Genomic DNA, 15,329 nt, shown 5'->3' with positions numbered 1-15,329 from the left:
TGAGAAAAAATTATGAATGATGATGAAAAAGGAAAGCGATTTTTAGAATTAATTGATGATCAAAATAATTTTCAGTGGAAAATTGTTGCAAAATTAACTTCGTTAATCTCATCTGATTGGAATTCTGATCAATTAAAAAATGAATTAGAAACCTTGGCAGAAAATCATTCTGAAATAACTAAAGAACTTAATAGTTTAGATGATAAAGGCAGTATTTTATAATGCAGAATCAACCATTAATGCAATAAACAATACTGCTAGATATGGACTAGAAAATTTAAACAATGTCCATGCAGCTTTTTCCATAGGTTTGATTATGACCCATATTGATAATCCTACCATTAACCCTCCTGATGCAATAGCAGTCCATAGATATACCGCTCCTACCATTTCATCACCACTTTGAGTTGTAATAAAAAATGGAGCAATAGAAAACAATACCATTACAACGGTCGAAAGTGCAATAGCTCTTGCAGAAGTTTTTTCTGATTGCACTGCAGTTAACATTGGAACATTTACTTTGTTATAATCTTCTTTGAAATGTAAAGTAAGAGCCCAAATATGCATTGGAATCCAAATAAACACCAATCCTGCCATTGCAAGACCCATAGTCCATAAATCTGACATACTTACAGCTACCCAACCAATCATAGGTGGTGAACCACCACATAACCCTCCTAGAATTATGTTGGTTCTTGAATTTCTTTTTAGAACATATGAGTAAATCAGAATGTTGTTAACTAATCCAAATGCGATGAATGCAGTTGCCCATGCACCTTGCTCTAGTGTGGTAGTAAAAGAAATTCCAAATGCTAAAACTAAAGAAATGCCTGCTAACGCTAATCCAAAATTTCTAGCTTTAACTGCAGGATAGATTCTTTTTGATGGTAAAGGTCTGTCTTTGGTTCTCTCCATTATTGCGTCAATGTCTCTATCATGATAATTTGTCAAAGTATTTGCAGCGGCTGAACCGGCTGCAACTGAAAATAACATCAAAATCCATGTTGCTGGAGAAATTTCAATTCCATAAATGTTAGATGCTGTCAATGCTGCACCAAATGCTGTAAAAACTAACAAATACCAAATTTTGGGTTTTGTTAATTCATAATATACGGCTACTCTGGATTCAGACTTTTGTTTTTGCAATATTAGTCACTATCCTTTGATGGCATATATGGCATTGCTTTCATTCGTGACTTCATTTCTATGAATGATTCAGAAGACTGAATTCCGTCAATTCTTCCAATTCTCTCAGAGACCATTTTATGCATTTGATCCAATGATTTTGAATACATTGTAACAAGGATGTCAAATCTGCCTGTCACTTCTGCTACTTCTCTAACCCCATCAATCTTGAATAATTCTTCAATAATGTGATCTCTTTTTTTCGTATCCATGTTGATTCCAGTTAATGCTTTCACATTATATCCTAATTCTTCATCGTTAACAACAATTGTAAAACGCTCTATCAGTTTTCTTTTGACTAGTCTTTTGATTCTTGAATACACTACTGATGAATTAACATTAATTTTTTTTGATAATCGAGGAACAGAAATTGAAGCGTCATTGGATAACTCTGATAAAATTTGTAAATCTAAGTCATCTACTTTTGACGTCTAAAACACCTGAGTCGATCTAGTTTTCTGGATCTTATAAAGTTATTATTGTAAAAATTACAAGAAATTATCTAAATCTTGCCTTTTTTGTATAACATTTCTGCTAACAGCACAGCCCCTTTTGCTGAACCCATTTTCTTATTGTGAGAGAATAGCATGTATTTTAGACCATTATCAAATAATTCTTCTTTTTCCACTCTGCCGATAGTTGTAGTCATTCCATCTCCAACATTTCTTTCCATTCTTGGTTGAGGTCTTGTAGGATCTTCATGAAATGCATAATAATTTTCTGGAGCTGATGGCAATCCTGCTACAGAAATGCCTTTGTTATAATCATTGTAAGTTTCTTTTGCTTTAGATGGATCAATTTCATCTCTAGTTTCTACAAAGACAGATTCTGTATGTCCGTCAATTACTGGTACTCTAGTGCAGGTACAACTAATTCTAATATCTGCATCTTCAATTTTTCCATCTTTTAGTTTACCTAGAATTTTTCTTGTTTCTAATCTTACTTTTCCTTCTTCTTTTGGGATATATGGAATAATGTTATCTGTAATACCCATAGCTGATACTCCTGATTTTCCACCTCCTGAAATTGCTTGCATTGAAGTCATCATGACTTTTTTTGCTCCGTATTTTTCAAGTAGTGGTTTTAATGTTATTGCCAAGCCTGTAGTGGTACAATTTGGCAATGGTGCTACCCACCCTTTCCAATTTCTATTCTTTTTTTGCACTTCAAGTAATTCTGTTTGCTCGTCATTGATTCCTGGAATTAAAATTGGAACATCTTCTTCATATCTATAAGCTGAACTTGTTGAAATAACTGGCAAGTCTTCTGCCATTTTGGTTTCTATGTCTCTCGCAGCCTCTGATTCAACTGCTGAAAATACTAAATCCAATTGAGATACATCTAATTCATCAATTGATCTTACTGTCATTTCTTTGATGTATTCTGGAACTTCTCCTCCTACATCCCATGAAACTATGCCGCTAGCATCTTTAATTGCATCAAGATATTTTTTTCCTGCAGAACGTGAAGATGCTGCAATTTGGGTCACTTCAAACCATGGATGATTATTTAATGATTGTACAAATTCCTGACCAACAGAACCTGTAACTCCGATAATTGCGACTCTTTTCTTGCCCATGGTTAGTTATTGATTGCTTTCACCTAATAATCGTTTTCTGGATATTACCAAAACATACTATATCTGCTAATTCTATTTGGAACTGTGAAAATAAGAACAAAATTATCTATTCGTAAACATGTACCTGTGATCCATGGAGGAAGGCCTCCTTTAACCGATCATAAAATAATTGATTTTAGTTCAAATATTTCTCCAATTGGAATTCCATCGTCAGTAAAAAAAATTCTTAAAAAGAATATTGACAATATTAAAAATTATCCTGATTTTAGTTCATCATCCGTGATTTCAAGCCTAGAAAAATACACTCAGTATGAGAAATCAAATATTTTAGTTGGAAATGGGGCAATTGAAATAATCTACAATTTTTGTTTTGCATTCTTATCTAAAAAAACAAAAGTCTTGATCCCAGTTCCTACTTTTCAAGAATATGAAACAGCGGCTAAACTTAACAATTGTGTGATTTCATATTTTAAAACAATGAATTTATCTGAAAATTTAGATTCATTCATTTCACAAATTCCAAAAAATGGATGCATATTCATTTGTAATCCTAATAATCCTACAGGAAAACTTTTACCTAAAAATCAATTATCTGAAATAATTAAAAAAGCAAAAAAACTTTCTACATTTGTATTTGTAGATGAGTGTTTTATTGAAATGGTTCCAGATTCTAACGAATCTGTAATATCTCATGTAAAAAAATATGACAATCTTTTTGTTTTACGTTCACTAACAAAATCTTTTGCACTACCAGGAATAAGAATTGGTTATGCTATAGCATCAAAACAAATGATTGAAATTTTACAAAAAATAAAAATTCCATGGAGTGTTAATTCTTTGGCTCAAGATGCTGCAATCAGCGCTCTTAAAACTCAATCACATCTCATTAAATCAAACTTAGTAATCAAAAATGAATTAAATTATTTAACAAATAAAATTAACAGATTAAATGGATTTACTTGTATTAATTCATCAACAAATTTCCTTCTCATAAAAACAAAAAAAGACTCAACAAAATTACAAAAAAAATTACTTGAACAAAATATCTTGGTTCGTGATTGTAAAAATTTTAGAGGATTAAATAATCATTACATTAGAGTTGCTGTAAAATCTCATAAAGATAATCTAAAACTTGTAAAAGCATTGGAGAATGCAGAATGAAATCTCTAATGATTCAGGGCACATCATCTGGAGCTGGTAAAACAACGTTAGTAGCAGGACTGTGCAGAATTTTTTCTGATAAAGGTTACAGTGTTGCTCCGTTTAAATCTCAAAATATGTCAAATTTTGCATATGTTACGCCTGAATTTGAGATATCTCGTGCTCAAGCAATTCAAGCAATTGGTGCAAGATGCAAAATCACTTCTGATCTAAATCCTATTTTGCTCAAGCCCATGGGAAATTACAATAGTATTGTGTATCTTAATGGAAAATTATACAAGAAAATGCATGCAAAAGAGTATTATGAAAAATTTGTTAATCATGAAGGAATTCGTATGGTTACAAAATCATTAAAATCACTACAAAAAAATTTTGATTTGGTTATTTTGGAGGGAGCAGGATCTCCAGCAGAAATAAATCTGCAAAAATTTGATATTGCAAATATGAAAATTGCACAAAAAGCTAATGCTTCTGTATTATTGGTTTCAGATATAGATAAGGGCGGTGCTTTTGCTAGTTTTGTTGGAACAATGACTCTACTCGAAAAAAAATATCAAAAATTAGTGAAAGGTTTTGTATTTAACAAATTTAGAGGAGATCTAGATGTTCTAAAACCAGGATTCCAAAAACTCAAAAAAATTACAAAGAAACCTGTTCTGGGAACAATTCCTTTGATGACTCTTGACTTACCAGAAGAGGATTCTCTCAATGCTAATCCTAAAGAAATTTTATGGAATAAAAAAAATATTTCAAAAATTGATCATGAGTTAGATAAATTAGCAAAAACTATCAAATCAAATATTGCAATAAAAGATATTGAGAAAATGTTACAATGATTGTTGAATCCCTATTAGTAATCGGTACTGCTCTTTTACTTGATTTCAAATTTGGAGATCCTAAAAATAAATATCATCCGACAGCTTGGATTGGATATTTTCTTGCAAAACTTACTCTAGTTGCAAAAAATGAGAATCCTGCACTAGAAAAATTTGGAGGAATTTGTATTATTATGATAACTTCTTTCATGGTAATTTTATTGCTTTTTACATTAGATATTGGAATTTCTTTGATTACTGTTGATTATGTATCGTTAATTATTTCTGTGATAATTGGTGCACTATTGTTAAAAAGTACAATTGCTATTCATGGAATGCAAAAACATGCAGAATCTGTTATCCAATTTCTTGATGAGAAAAATCTTGACATGGCTAGAAATAATCTGTCGATGATTGTAAAGAGAAATACGACTAATTTAGACAAAACTCACATTATTTCAGGCGTGCTTGAAAGTATCAGTGAAAATACAGTGGATGGAATTACAGGACCTATGTTTTACTATGCTTTTTTTGGATTGCCTGGAGCATTTGTTTATCGTGTGATAAATACTGCAGATTCTATGATTGGATACAAGACTGATATTTTCAGAAATATTGGTTGGTTTGCGGCAACTTGTGATAGTATTTTAAATTATATTCCATCTAGACTCACAGGATTAATTATGATTATTTCAGCTGCTATTTTACAAAATAATTGGAAAGAATCCTACAAAATAATGATCAGAGATGGGAAAAAGACTGAAAGTCCAAATGCTGGATATCCTATGGCTGCTTTAGCAGGAGCATTAGAAACAAAATTTGAAAAAATTAATCATTACAAATTAGGTCAGGGTGAAATCACATTGACAAAAGATCATGTGCATTCAGCTATTGCAATTATGAAACTTACATCGATACTTTTCTTTGGAATAGTTGTCGTTCCAATAATTTACGTTTTATCGTTAATTGGATGGTGGATACATGCTTAAAGAAATTGGATCTGTTTTCTCATTTTTAACAATCTTTCCATCGTCAAATGCTACTTTAGATAATATTGCAAAATACATGTTCATGTTCCCAATTGTTGGAATTGCAATTGGACTGTTGATTGGTTCATTTGGTTTTGGCTTGTCATTTTTCTTAGATCCTTTGTTAGTAAGCTTGCTAGTTGTTGCATCTATTGCAATTGTAACTGGAATACATCATACAGACGGTTTGGCTGATTTTGCAGATGGGCTTATGGTAAAAGGTACAAAAGATAAAAAGCTAAAAGCTATGAAAGATCTTTCTATCGGATCTGCAGGAATTGTTACAATTGTTTTGTATTTTATTGGATTAATCATTACTATCTCTCTTACTAGTGGATTTGATTTGTTTAAGGCAATTTTGATCAGTGAGATATTAGCAAAATTTTCAATGGTGATGATGGCTAGTTTAGGTAAATCTGCATCTTTAGGCTCAAATTCCCCCTTTGTTGAATTCATGAAGGATAAGAAAAAGATTGTAGCAGCATTTTTGATAATGTTGATTCCTGTTATTATAATTGGTGAAACAACCGGATTGATAATGCTTGGAGTGACTATTGCATTAACTATGTTCATCTTATCTCTTTCTACTCGTAGTTTTGGTGGAATTACTGGTGATGTACTTGGAGCAACTAATGAATTTACACGATTAGCTTCATTGATGGTATTTGTTTCATTATGATTGGCATTATAATGGCCGGTGGAAAAGGTACCAGGATGAATTTAGATAGTGAAAAATTATTGTTAAAATATAAAAAACCTATGATTCTTCATGTAGTTGATTCATTAAAAAATTCAAATTCTTTTTCAAAAATATTAGCTGTTACAAGTTGTAATTCTCCTAAAACAAAAAAACTATTAGAAGAAAATAATATTGAAACTTTTGATACTCCGGGAATTGGATATGTAGAAGATCTTAATTTGGCATTGACCTCTATTCATGATGATGTCTTAGTTACATCTGGTGATTTACCATTATTAGATAAAGAAATTATTCAAAAGATTATAGGCGAATTTGATCCTAAAAAGACTTGGACAAGCATTCTTGTTACAAATGAATTTTTAATTTCGCTTGGTCTTGAATCTGACTATTCTATTATTTTTGATGACAAAAAATGTCATTATACAGGAATTTCTTTGATTAATTCAGAAATGATTTCCTCTCTAAAAAATTTGGATGAGGATTATGTCATTATTGATGATAAGAGAATTGCTTTTAATTTAAATTCAAAACAAGATTATGATTTACTCAGCGCTGCCTGAGATCTTGCCATTTATTTGGGCTTTTGATCCTGTTGGTTCTGAAATAGTGTTGCCACAAGAATTACATGCTATTTGGGTTGATGCATGTGAATAAATTACTTGTAATTCACCACATTCATTACAATTGACTTTTTGAAACTTGCTTGAAGGCTTTGGAATTTCAACGTGATCTTTTTTCATGCTGCAACCAACTCAAATTTCTTAATTCTAACGCCTTTTTTATTGTATTTCTTTTTACATACAGTACATGTCATAAGTGGTGTAACTTTCTTTGTGACTTTGGCCGGTTTTGCTAATTTTGGGAATTTTTGTCCGCCATATCCCTGTTTACGCTCTGCGTGTCTACGTTCACCCCTAGCAGAACCCCTTCTTTTTCCAGCCTTGTAAATGGAGACTTTTTGTTCAGTATGTGTTTTACATTTTGCACAATACTTTCGAATCACCTTAGGGATGTTCATATCAACAAAACCTCTTAATCCGTAATTTAAGCATTGAATCTATAATAGGCGCAAAATCCAATACAAAGACGTGACTTCGAGCCTAGCAAATTCGATCTCTGTTCTTAACTCTGTAGCCATGGGTGACAAGAAAGCCGATCTCATTTTAAAAAATTGTAATTTGTTATCTGTATACACTCGAGAAATTATTCCAAAAATTCAGATTGCGATAACTAAAGAAAGAATTGCATACGTCGGTCCTAATGCATCACATACAGTTGGTCCAAAAACTTCTGTAATTGATGTAAAAGGAAAATATGTCGGCCCCGGTTTTGCTGATCCTCACTTACATATTGATCAATTCGTATTACCTTCCGAATTTGCAAAAAGGGCTTTACTTTGTGGTGTAACATCATTATTCTCCGATCCTATTGATATTGTCAGTGTTGCAGGTTATCGTGGTTTTCAAGAATTTCTTAAATTAGGAGAAGATCTTCCAATTCGAATATTTCAAGTTGTTCCAGGTGGCTTACCTGTAGATGGAAAATTTAGTAGTAGCAAATCATTGACTCTGTCACAAGAAAAATCTGCAATAAAACATCCTCACGTTCTTGGAATGGGAGAAGTTTTTTCATGGACTAAAGTTACTCTCCGTGAACCAAAAACAATGAAATCACTTTCATTAATGCTTGAATGTGATTGTATAATAAATGGACATACTGCTGGTGCAAGTGAAAAAAAACTTAACGCATATGTTTCATCTGGTGTATTATCTTGTCATGAACCAATTAACTTTGATCAGGTTTTAGAAAGATTGCGTCTTGGAATGTGGATAATGATTCGAGAAGGTTCCATTAGACGTGATTTGAAAGAAATAATTCCACGAGTTTTATCTCATGGAACCTATACGAATCGTTTAATGTTTTGTTCTGACGGCCTTGATCCTCTTGATCTTTCTAAATTTGGACACATAGACCATTGCATTCGTGAATCCATCAAACTTGGCCTCAAGCCTATAGACGCAATTACAATGGCATCAAAGAATAATTTTGATTATTACAACATGGCAAAAGATCTTGGAGGCATAGCGCCTGGAAAATTAGCAGACATTCTAATTTTTGATGACTTAAAATCATTCAAGCCAAACAAAGTCTTTGTTGGAGGAAAACTTGTAGTGTCTGATGGACAAATTGTCACTTCGATTAAAAAGAAAATTATTCCTTCATGGATTAAAAAAACGGTAAAACTAAAAAAATTCTCAGAAAATGATTTTCTCATAAAATCAAAGCGTAAAGATGTTAGTGCAAATACCATCTATATGCAAACTGAAATAATTACAAAGATTGGATCTGCTGAACTTCATTCTAAAGATGGCCATGTATCTGCTTCTCTTGATTCTGATATATGGAAAGTTGCAGCCTTTGATAGAATTCATGGAACAAATAGGCATTCAATTGGTTTTCTTGAAAATTTTGGAGCAAATGTAGGATCTTTTGCTTCGACTTGGAGTTTTCATGAAAATGATATGATCGTGATTGGTTCAAATGATTCTGATATGGCAATTGCTTCAAACTATCTAATCAAAAATCAGGGAGGTTTGGTTGTAGTTAAATCTGGAAAGATTCTTGCTTCCTTACCATTACAACTTGGAGGAATTATTTCTACTGACTCATTTGAAAAAGTTTCTTTTAATTTTGAAAAAATCAATAATGTTCTAGTAGATTCAGGTTCTAAATTTTCTAGACCTCATTTAATTCCATTATTCTTGCCTTTTCTTGCTTTACCTTCAGTCAGAATTCTTTCTGGTGGAATTGTTGATGTGAAAAAACGTAACTACATTCCACCGATCAACTAAGTAATGTTAAAAAGGGGGTTTTGGCGGATTGAAGCTGAATCTAAATGGCATCAATTCAACAAGGACCAAATGGACCTGTATTAGTTCTAAAAGAGAGTGCACTACAGCAAAAAGGTAAAGATGCACAACAAAACAATATTGCTGCAGCAAAATTAGTTGCTCAGTTAGTTAGAAGTAGTCTTGGACCTAGAGGTCTTGATAAAATGTTAGTTGATTCCTTAGGTGATGTAACTATTACAAACGATGGTGCTACAATTTTGAAAGAAATTGATGTTCAACATCCTGCAGCCAAAATGATGGTTGAAATTTCTAAAACTGTAGATAATGAAGTAGGGGATGGTACAACTTCCTCTGTAATTTTTGGAGGTGCGTTATTAGCAAGAGCAGAAGACCTTCTTAACAAAGATGTACATTCTTCAACAATTATTGATGGATATCAAGCCGCAGCTGATAAAACTCTTGAAATTTACTCTGACTTAGCAAAGAAAATACAACCTGATGATAAAGCATCTCTTCTAAAAATTGCTACAACCAGTATGCAATCAAAATTAATCTCTGAAGATAGCGCATTGCTTTCAAAAATCATAGTTGATGCTATTCTTAGCATTGCAACAAAGAAAGGCGATGATTATTCTGTAGACCTTGAAAATATCAAAGTGGAAAAGAAAGCTGGTGGTTCAATTGATGATACACAAATTATCAAAGGAATTGTTTTGGATAAAGAAATTGTTCATAGTGGAATGCCTACAAGAATTGAAAAAGCAAAAATTGCATTGCTTAATTCAGCATTAGAAATTGAAAAAACTGAACTAAGTTCAGAAATTAGAATTACTGATCCAACACAAATGCAGATGTTCTTAGAGGAAGAAAATAGAATGTTAAAGTCTATGGTTGATAAATTACATGATGTTGGAGTTAATGTGTTAATTTGTCAAAAAGGAATTGATGATATTTCACAACATTATCTTGCAAAATATGGAATTATGGCAGTTCGTCGTGTCAAAGAAAGTGACATGATTAAACTTTCCAAAGCAACAGGTGGACGTGTGATTAGTAATCTTGATGATCTCTCAGAAAATGATCTTGGTACTGCAGATTTAGCTCATCAAAAGAAAGTTGAATCTGATAAATGGGTTTTCATTGAAGGATGTAAACATCCACAATCAGTTACAATGTTAATTCGTGGTGGAACTCAAAGGATAATTGATGAAGTCGATCGTTCAATACATGATTCCTTGATGGTTGTTAAAGATGTAATTGAAAAACCAGCAATTGTTGCTGGTGGTGGTGCTCCTGAAGCATTTGCAGCTTCATTACTAAAAGATTGGGCTGATAATTTTGATGGAAGAGAACAACTTGCAATTAAAAAATATGCTGAAGCATTAGAAACAATTCCACTTACAATAGCTGAGAATGCAGGAATGGATCCCATTGATACTATGGCCAATTTAAGAGCCAAACAAAATCAAGGCCAAAAATGGACTGGAATTGATGCTAGACATTTGAAGATTGCAGATATGATGGCAATTAACGTCGTAGAACCAATTGCAGTCAAAGAACAAATTATTAAATCTGCAACTGAAGCTGCATGTATGATTCTTAGAATTGATGATGTAATTGCTGTATCTGGGGCTCCAGGTGGTGGCGGTATGCCTCCAATGGGCTAAAACTTTTAGTTAAAACTTAAGCATTTTCTTTTTGATATTCATTGTTGTACAAACTAGGTGTTGATTTAGGTGGAACCAAAATTGAATCTATTCTATTAGATGAAACTCTTAATGTTGTAAAGAGAAAAAGAATTCCAACCCCCAAAAATGATTATCAAAAAATCTTAAAATCTATTTCTTCTCTAGTATTAGAAATTTCAGAAAGTATTTCTGACTTTTCATTAGGAATATGTACGCCTGGAGCTATTTCTAAACAAACTGGATTAATAAAAAATAGCAATGCTCAATGTCTAATTGGAAAATCACTCAAAGAAGATTTAGAAAATAAACTAGGAAAAAAAATCTCTATGGAAAATGACGCTAATTGTTTTACAATGGCAGAAGCAATATTAGGTGCTGCAATTGATTTTGATCTAGTTTTTGGTGTAATTATTGGTACTGGTGTTGGAGGCGGAATTGTAATTGATAAAAAACTCTATCCTGGTAGAACAAATATTGGAGGTGAATGGGGACATCATACATTACATCGTAATGGGAATCCGTGTTATTGTGGCAAAACTGGATGTGTTGAGACTTACATTAGTGGCCCTTCACTTGAAAATCATTGGATGAAATTAACAGGAAAATCTTCCACTCTGCCTAAAATTCTTACTGATATTGATAATGAAATTGGAAAAAAATGGAAAGATGAATTTCTAGAGAACTTTGGATTTGGCCTTGCAAATGTAATTGATATTTTAGATCCTGACGCAATTGTTCTAGGTGGCGGTTTGTCTAATATTGATTTTTTATACACTGAAGGAAAAGAATCCGTTTACAGTAAAGTTTTTTCAGATTTGGTGGATACTCCGATTCTGAAAAATAAATTAGGTGATTCTGCAGGTGTTTTTGGTGCCTGTATGCTCTAATCTGGACATCCTTCCATCTTTGAAATTGAATATCCGTCTGTCATGATTTCAATTTCCATATCTTCTGGTACTGATTGAGTGTGACAAAATTTACATTCTTCTGTTGTAACTATAGATGATTCTTCCCCAATTGATTTTAGCCATTCTTTTGCATATGAAATTGCTCTTTCTACATCACTATTGTCAGTGACAACATCAAAGTGCATTGTATTTCCGTCTTTTGCTTTTACATATGTATCAAAAACATGAAAATCCATTTTAATCACAAACTATGAAGAATATTGGTTTTTAATTGTTATACTTTTTTCTACTATTGTATTTACATCTGCATCTAATTCAGTACTAATCAAAATTAAACCTGCACCACCAATAGGAATTGTTATTCTGTAAACTTTCTCATATTTTGCCAGTGCATATATTGGCTTTCCAATTTTATCTGAAGTTTTTTTACGTGTTGACCATCGATAAACCGCCTGAGATAAAGACATCTCAGTTTCTTCTTTTGTTAAATGACTTTTTAATCCAGGACGAATTTTGTCATATAGTTCACCAAAATCATAGACTCCTACATATCGGATATTTTTATCAGAATTTAACATCTGATCACACATTTTTTCATATTCCAATTTTATCACTACTGTGGCTCAATTGTTGCTGGTGGTTTACTTGATATGGTATAAGTGACCCAAGTAACATCTTCAATCTCGTTTGTTATTCTGTTACTCATTTTTTCTAATAACCCATGTGGTAATCTTGTCCAATCTGCAGTCATTGCATCAACTGAATCTACAACTCTAATCATTACAATATTTCCATATTGACGTTCATCTCCTACAACTCCCACTGCTCTATCATCACCAACTGCTGCATATGCCTGCCATACTTTTTCATACAAGCCAGCTTCCATCAATTCTTCCTCAACTATCTTGCTAGCCACTTTACAAATCTCTAGCTTTGTTGGAGTAACTTCTCCGATTATCCTTACTGACAAACCTGGGCCTGGAAATGGATGTCTCATGAAAAGTTTTTCTGGAACTCCAAGAATTTTGGCGATTTTTCTTACTTCATCCTTATACAAGTCCTTTAGTGGTTCTAAAATTTCTAAATTCAACCATTCTGGTAGCCCTCCTACATTATGATGTGATTTGATAACTGCAGCAGGTCCTTTTGAGACGCCACTTTCAATAATATCTGGATACAGTGTGCCTTGAGCTAACCATTTGAATGGACCATTCCCTTTAGCAAATTCAGTAAATACCTGAATGAATTCTTCACCCACAATTTTCCTTTTCCTTTCAGGATCTACAACTCCTTTGAGTTTTCCCAGAAATGCATCTGCTGCATTTACTGCTGTAAAATCAACTTTGAAATTATCCTTGAACATTTCCTCAATTTCTTTTTCTTCGTTTAATCGCAGTAATCCGTTATCAACAAAAACACACTTTAGTCTATCACCTATTGCTTTGTGAATTAGTAATGCTACAACTGTCGAATCTATGCCACCACTAACTCCGCAAAGCACATTTCCATCTATCTTTGAAATTTTTTCAACAGCCGTATCGATAAAGCCTTCCATAGTCCAATCTTGTCTTGTACCACAAACTTTTAAAACAAAATTTTTTAGAATTTCCGTACCTTGTTCTGTATGCACTACTTCTGGATGGAATTGAATCCCATAAACTGATTTTTCTTTTGATGCAATTGCAGCTGCTTTTGCACTTTCGGTATGACCTATCACTTTGAACCCCTCTGGAATTTGCTCTGCTTCATCACCATGACTCATCCATGCTCTGACTGATTCCCCAATTCCATTTAGAAGATCTTCGTTATTGTCAATTGTTAGTAGTGATGAACCATATTCTTTGTTTGCTCTTTTTACTTTTCCTCCGTATTTATTTACAATCAGCTGATGACCATAACAAATTCCAAGTAATGGCAAATTCATATCAAAAATTTTGTTTTCTGGCATTGGGGCATCTGAACTATAAACACTAGATGGACCTCCTGAAAAAATTATTCCAGTAGGGTTAAGCTTTTGTAATTCTTCATAACTAATATCATAAGGAACTAGTTCTGCATAAACAGAGAACTCTCTAATTCTTCTACAGATTAAATGACTGTACTGTGATCCAAAATCTAAAACTACAATTTTATCCATATTATCACTTGTTTACATTTTCTAGCATTCTAGTCAATGACCACCCTGCTGTATTGATTAACTCGTTCACTCTTTCTTTTTGCCTATAGTTTTTAATTATAATTTCTCTAATATTTGCCCCGTTTTTGTTAACAATATAATCAATAACTGATTCTTTTTGGATTTTTCCACTTTCTGCTTCAACAACGTCTTTCCTTTTCATCTCTCCAATTATTCTGTCTAGAAAGAATGATTTGAAAGGTGGCGTATCTGCATTAATTGCAATTTCATTATCTAAAACTATGGAAACCTGATCTGGTGTAACAAATGCCTTGGCAATAATTTTACCATCATTGACTCTTTTAATAGGAATTGAATTTTCTACAGGCTTTTCTATGATCTCTGGTTTACTTTCTGCTTCTTTCCTTATTTCCAGATGAGAAGCTTTTGTAAAACTGGAGTCTTTTAAGAACAAATCTAAAACATTAATATTTTTTTCAAGCATTTCTATACTCTCTTGATGTTTGTCAATTTGCTCGATCAAACTCTCTTTCAAAGCAACAATTTCTTTAACCTGCTCCTCTGAAAACTTCATAATCTGATTAATGATGTTTAGGTATTAAATGCATTCTAGGTAATTATAATATCCAGTTCTTTATATGATATTTTTTTAAATCCTTTAATTGACTTTGATGTAGTAAATAATTCTGATTTTGTAAAGGAAGATAGCCACTCCAAAAGAAATTTTCCCCGTTTCAATTTCTTTAACTTAATTCTTCTTTCTGATTTTTTAGTTTTTGAAAATTTACCTATTCGTTCTCCAAAATCCATACCAAACAAAACAATTTTTTTTGCTTGAAAATGATTTGCTAAAAAAATACTTCTATCTCCATCTGTAAATCCTCCAAAATTTTGAATTTTACTAAATGGAGTTGATTGTGTTGTTCCAATACAATTTTTAAATTCTTTTACAAATCCTAATTTTTCTTTATTATCACCATGTGCATGTACCACAAAAATGGAATTTGTTTTTCCGATTTTTTTTAATGTATCTTCATCTCCATCCAAATCTGTGACAATAATATCTGGTATGATATCATTTTCTACAAGTGGTTTAATTGAACTGTCTGCAGCAATTTTAACGATTTTTTTATATTTTTTTAATTTTGGAATTGCCAATGACAATGATGGGCCTGAACCAATAACAAAGACTGTTTTTCCTTTTACCATATTTTTAATTTTTTTATCGATATCGGATTTTTTTAAAATTGAATTTAAAAGAATGGCTGATTTTTTA

19 protein-coding genes are annotated in these 15,329 nt (G+C 32.3%); 9 read left to right on the top strand and 10 right to left on the bottom strand.

Features of this window, described 5'->3' with window-relative positions:
• Positions 1-12 precede the first annotated feature (12 nt).
• On the top strand, positions 13-222 hold the full coding sequence (locus tag OEW78_RS07670) for a hypothetical protein (protein WP_300326455.1): 210 nt from the start codon (positions 13-15) through the stop codon (positions 220-222).
• On the opposite strand, the gene cyoE is transcribed toward OEW78_RS07670, so the two are convergent.
• The 3 genes from cyoE to asd all read right to left on the bottom strand — a co-directional run bounded on the left by cyoE (position 217) and on the right by asd (position 2,764).
• Positions 217-1,146: a heme o synthase gene (gene cyoE / locus OEW78_RS07665; RefSeq protein ID WP_300326452.1), complete on the bottom strand. Its 930-nt coding sequence runs from the start codon at positions 1,144-1,146 to the stop codon at positions 217-219. The genes OEW78_RS07670 and cyoE overlap by 6 nt on opposite strands.
• 2 nt (positions 1,147-1,148) lie before the next feature.
• Positions 1,149-1,556, bottom strand: coding sequence for an Lrp/AsnC family transcriptional regulator (locus OEW78_RS07660; RefSeq protein ID WP_300326461.1), 408 nt, complete (start codon positions 1,554-1,556; stop codon positions 1,149-1,151).
• Between the two features lie 131 nt (positions 1,557-1,687).
• On the bottom strand, positions 1,688-2,764 hold the full coding sequence (asd, locus tag OEW78_RS07655; RefSeq protein ID WP_300326447.1) for an aspartate-semialdehyde dehydrogenase: 1,077 nt from the start codon (positions 2,762-2,764) through the stop codon (positions 1,688-1,690).
• Positions 2,765-2,848: 84 nt separating this feature from the next.
• Between asd and cobD the strand changes: the two genes are divergently transcribed.
• The 5 genes from cobD to OEW78_RS07630 are packed head-to-tail and all read left to right on the top strand — an operon-like array spanning position 2,849 to position 7,028.
• A complete protein-coding gene (gene cobD / locus OEW78_RS07650; RefSeq protein WP_300326444.1) occupies positions 2,849-3,925 on the top strand; it encodes a threonine-phosphate decarboxylase CobD in 1,077 nt (358 codons plus the stop codon).
• On the top strand, positions 3,922-4,761 hold the full coding sequence (locus OEW78_RS07645) for a cobyric acid synthase (protein ID WP_300326441.1): 840 nt from the start codon (positions 3,922-3,924) through the stop codon (positions 4,759-4,761). The genes cobD and OEW78_RS07645 overlap by 4 nt, the downstream gene beginning before the upstream one ends.
• Positions 4,758-5,729, top strand: a complete 972-nt coding sequence (locus tag OEW78_RS07640) for a cobalamin biosynthesis protein (protein ID WP_300326436.1) — start codon at positions 4,758-4,760, stop codon at positions 5,727-5,729. Before OEW78_RS07645 ends, OEW78_RS07640 begins: the two co-directional genes overlap by 4 nt.
• Positions 5,722-6,447 carry an adenosylcobinamide-GDP ribazoletransferase gene (cobS, locus tag OEW78_RS07635; RefSeq protein WP_300326433.1) on the top strand — a complete coding sequence of 242 codons (726 nt, stop codon included), beginning with the start codon at positions 5,722-5,724 and terminating at the stop codon, positions 6,445-6,447. Before OEW78_RS07640 ends, cobS begins: the two co-directional genes overlap by 8 nt.
• Positions 6,444-7,028 (top strand): NTP transferase domain-containing protein, encoded by a 585-nt coding sequence (locus tag OEW78_RS07630; protein ID WP_300326430.1) that lies wholly within the window; start codon positions 6,444-6,446, stop codon positions 7,026-7,028. The genes cobS and OEW78_RS07630 overlap by 4 nt, the downstream gene beginning before the upstream one ends.
• Here OEW78_RS07630 and OEW78_RS07625 read toward each other — a convergent pair.
• Positions 7,011-7,208: a 30S ribosomal protein S27e gene (locus OEW78_RS07625; protein WP_300326428.1), complete on the bottom strand. Its 198-nt coding sequence runs from the start codon at positions 7,206-7,208 to the stop codon at positions 7,011-7,013. The genes OEW78_RS07630 and OEW78_RS07625 overlap by 18 nt on opposite strands.
• Positions 7,205-7,486 carry a 50S ribosomal protein L44e gene (locus OEW78_RS07620; protein ID WP_014964306.1) on the bottom strand — a complete coding sequence of 94 codons (282 nt, stop codon included), beginning with the start codon at positions 7,484-7,486 and terminating at the stop codon, positions 7,205-7,207. The genes OEW78_RS07625 and OEW78_RS07620 overlap by 4 nt, the downstream gene beginning before the upstream one ends.
• A 118-nt stretch (positions 7,487-7,604) precedes the next feature.
• Between OEW78_RS07620 and OEW78_RS07615 the strand changes: the two genes are divergently transcribed.
• The 3 genes from OEW78_RS07615 to OEW78_RS07605 are packed head-to-tail and all read left to right on the top strand — an operon-like array spanning position 7,605 to position 11,895.
• A complete protein-coding gene (locus OEW78_RS07615) occupies positions 7,605-9,320 on the top strand; it encodes an adenine deaminase C-terminal domain-containing protein (RefSeq protein WP_300326458.1) in 1,716 nt (571 codons plus the stop codon).
• Between the two features lie 44 nt (positions 9,321-9,364).
• A complete protein-coding gene (thsB, locus tag OEW78_RS07610; RefSeq protein ID WP_300326426.1) occupies positions 9,365-10,987 on the top strand; it encodes a thermosome subunit beta in 1,623 nt (540 codons plus the stop codon).
• A 41-nt stretch (positions 10,988-11,028) separates the two neighbouring features.
• Positions 11,029-11,895 carry an ROK family protein gene (locus OEW78_RS07605; protein WP_300326424.1) on the top strand — a complete coding sequence of 289 codons (867 nt, stop codon included), beginning with the start codon at positions 11,029-11,031 and terminating at the stop codon, positions 11,893-11,895.
• Here the strand turns inward: OEW78_RS07605 and OEW78_RS07600 are convergent.
• From OEW78_RS07600 to OEW78_RS07580, 5 genes are all read right to left on the bottom strand, one after another.
• Positions 11,892-12,152 carry a DUF2024 family protein gene (locus OEW78_RS07600; RefSeq protein ID WP_300326422.1) on the bottom strand — a complete coding sequence of 87 codons (261 nt, stop codon included), beginning with the start codon at positions 12,150-12,152 and terminating at the stop codon, positions 11,892-11,894. The genes OEW78_RS07605 and OEW78_RS07600 overlap by 4 nt on opposite strands.
• 12 nt (positions 12,153-12,164) lie before the next feature.
• Positions 12,165-12,530: a hypothetical protein gene (locus OEW78_RS07595; RefSeq protein ID WP_300326419.1), complete on the bottom strand. Its 366-nt coding sequence runs from the start codon at positions 12,528-12,530 to the stop codon at positions 12,165-12,167.
• Positions 12,530-14,053 carry a glutamine-hydrolyzing GMP synthase gene (guaA, locus tag OEW78_RS07590; RefSeq protein WP_300326417.1) on the bottom strand — a complete coding sequence of 508 codons (1,524 nt, stop codon included), beginning with the start codon at positions 14,051-14,053 and terminating at the stop codon, positions 12,530-12,532. Before guaA ends, OEW78_RS07595 begins: the two co-directional genes overlap by 1 nt.
• Positions 14,054-14,057: 4 nt before the next feature.
• Entirely contained in the window at positions 14,058-14,627 is a 570-nt protein-coding gene (locus OEW78_RS07585) for a hypothetical protein (RefSeq protein WP_300326414.1), read from the bottom strand.
• A 35-nt stretch (positions 14,628-14,662) separates the two neighbouring features.
• Positions 14,663-15,329: 6-hydroxymethylpterin diphosphokinase MptE-like protein (locus tag OEW78_RS07580; protein ID WP_300326412.1), on the bottom strand; the 667-nt coding region annotated here is incomplete at its 5' end.

The sequence above is a fragment of the Candidatus Nitrosopumilus sp. genome (assembly GCF_029882185.1).
Classification (GTDB): Archaea; Thermoproteota; Nitrososphaeria; order Nitrososphaerales; family Nitrosopumilaceae; genus Nitrosopumilus.
Note: the sequence above shows the minus strand (reverse complement) of the source record. Positions and strands in the feature narration are given on the sequence as shown.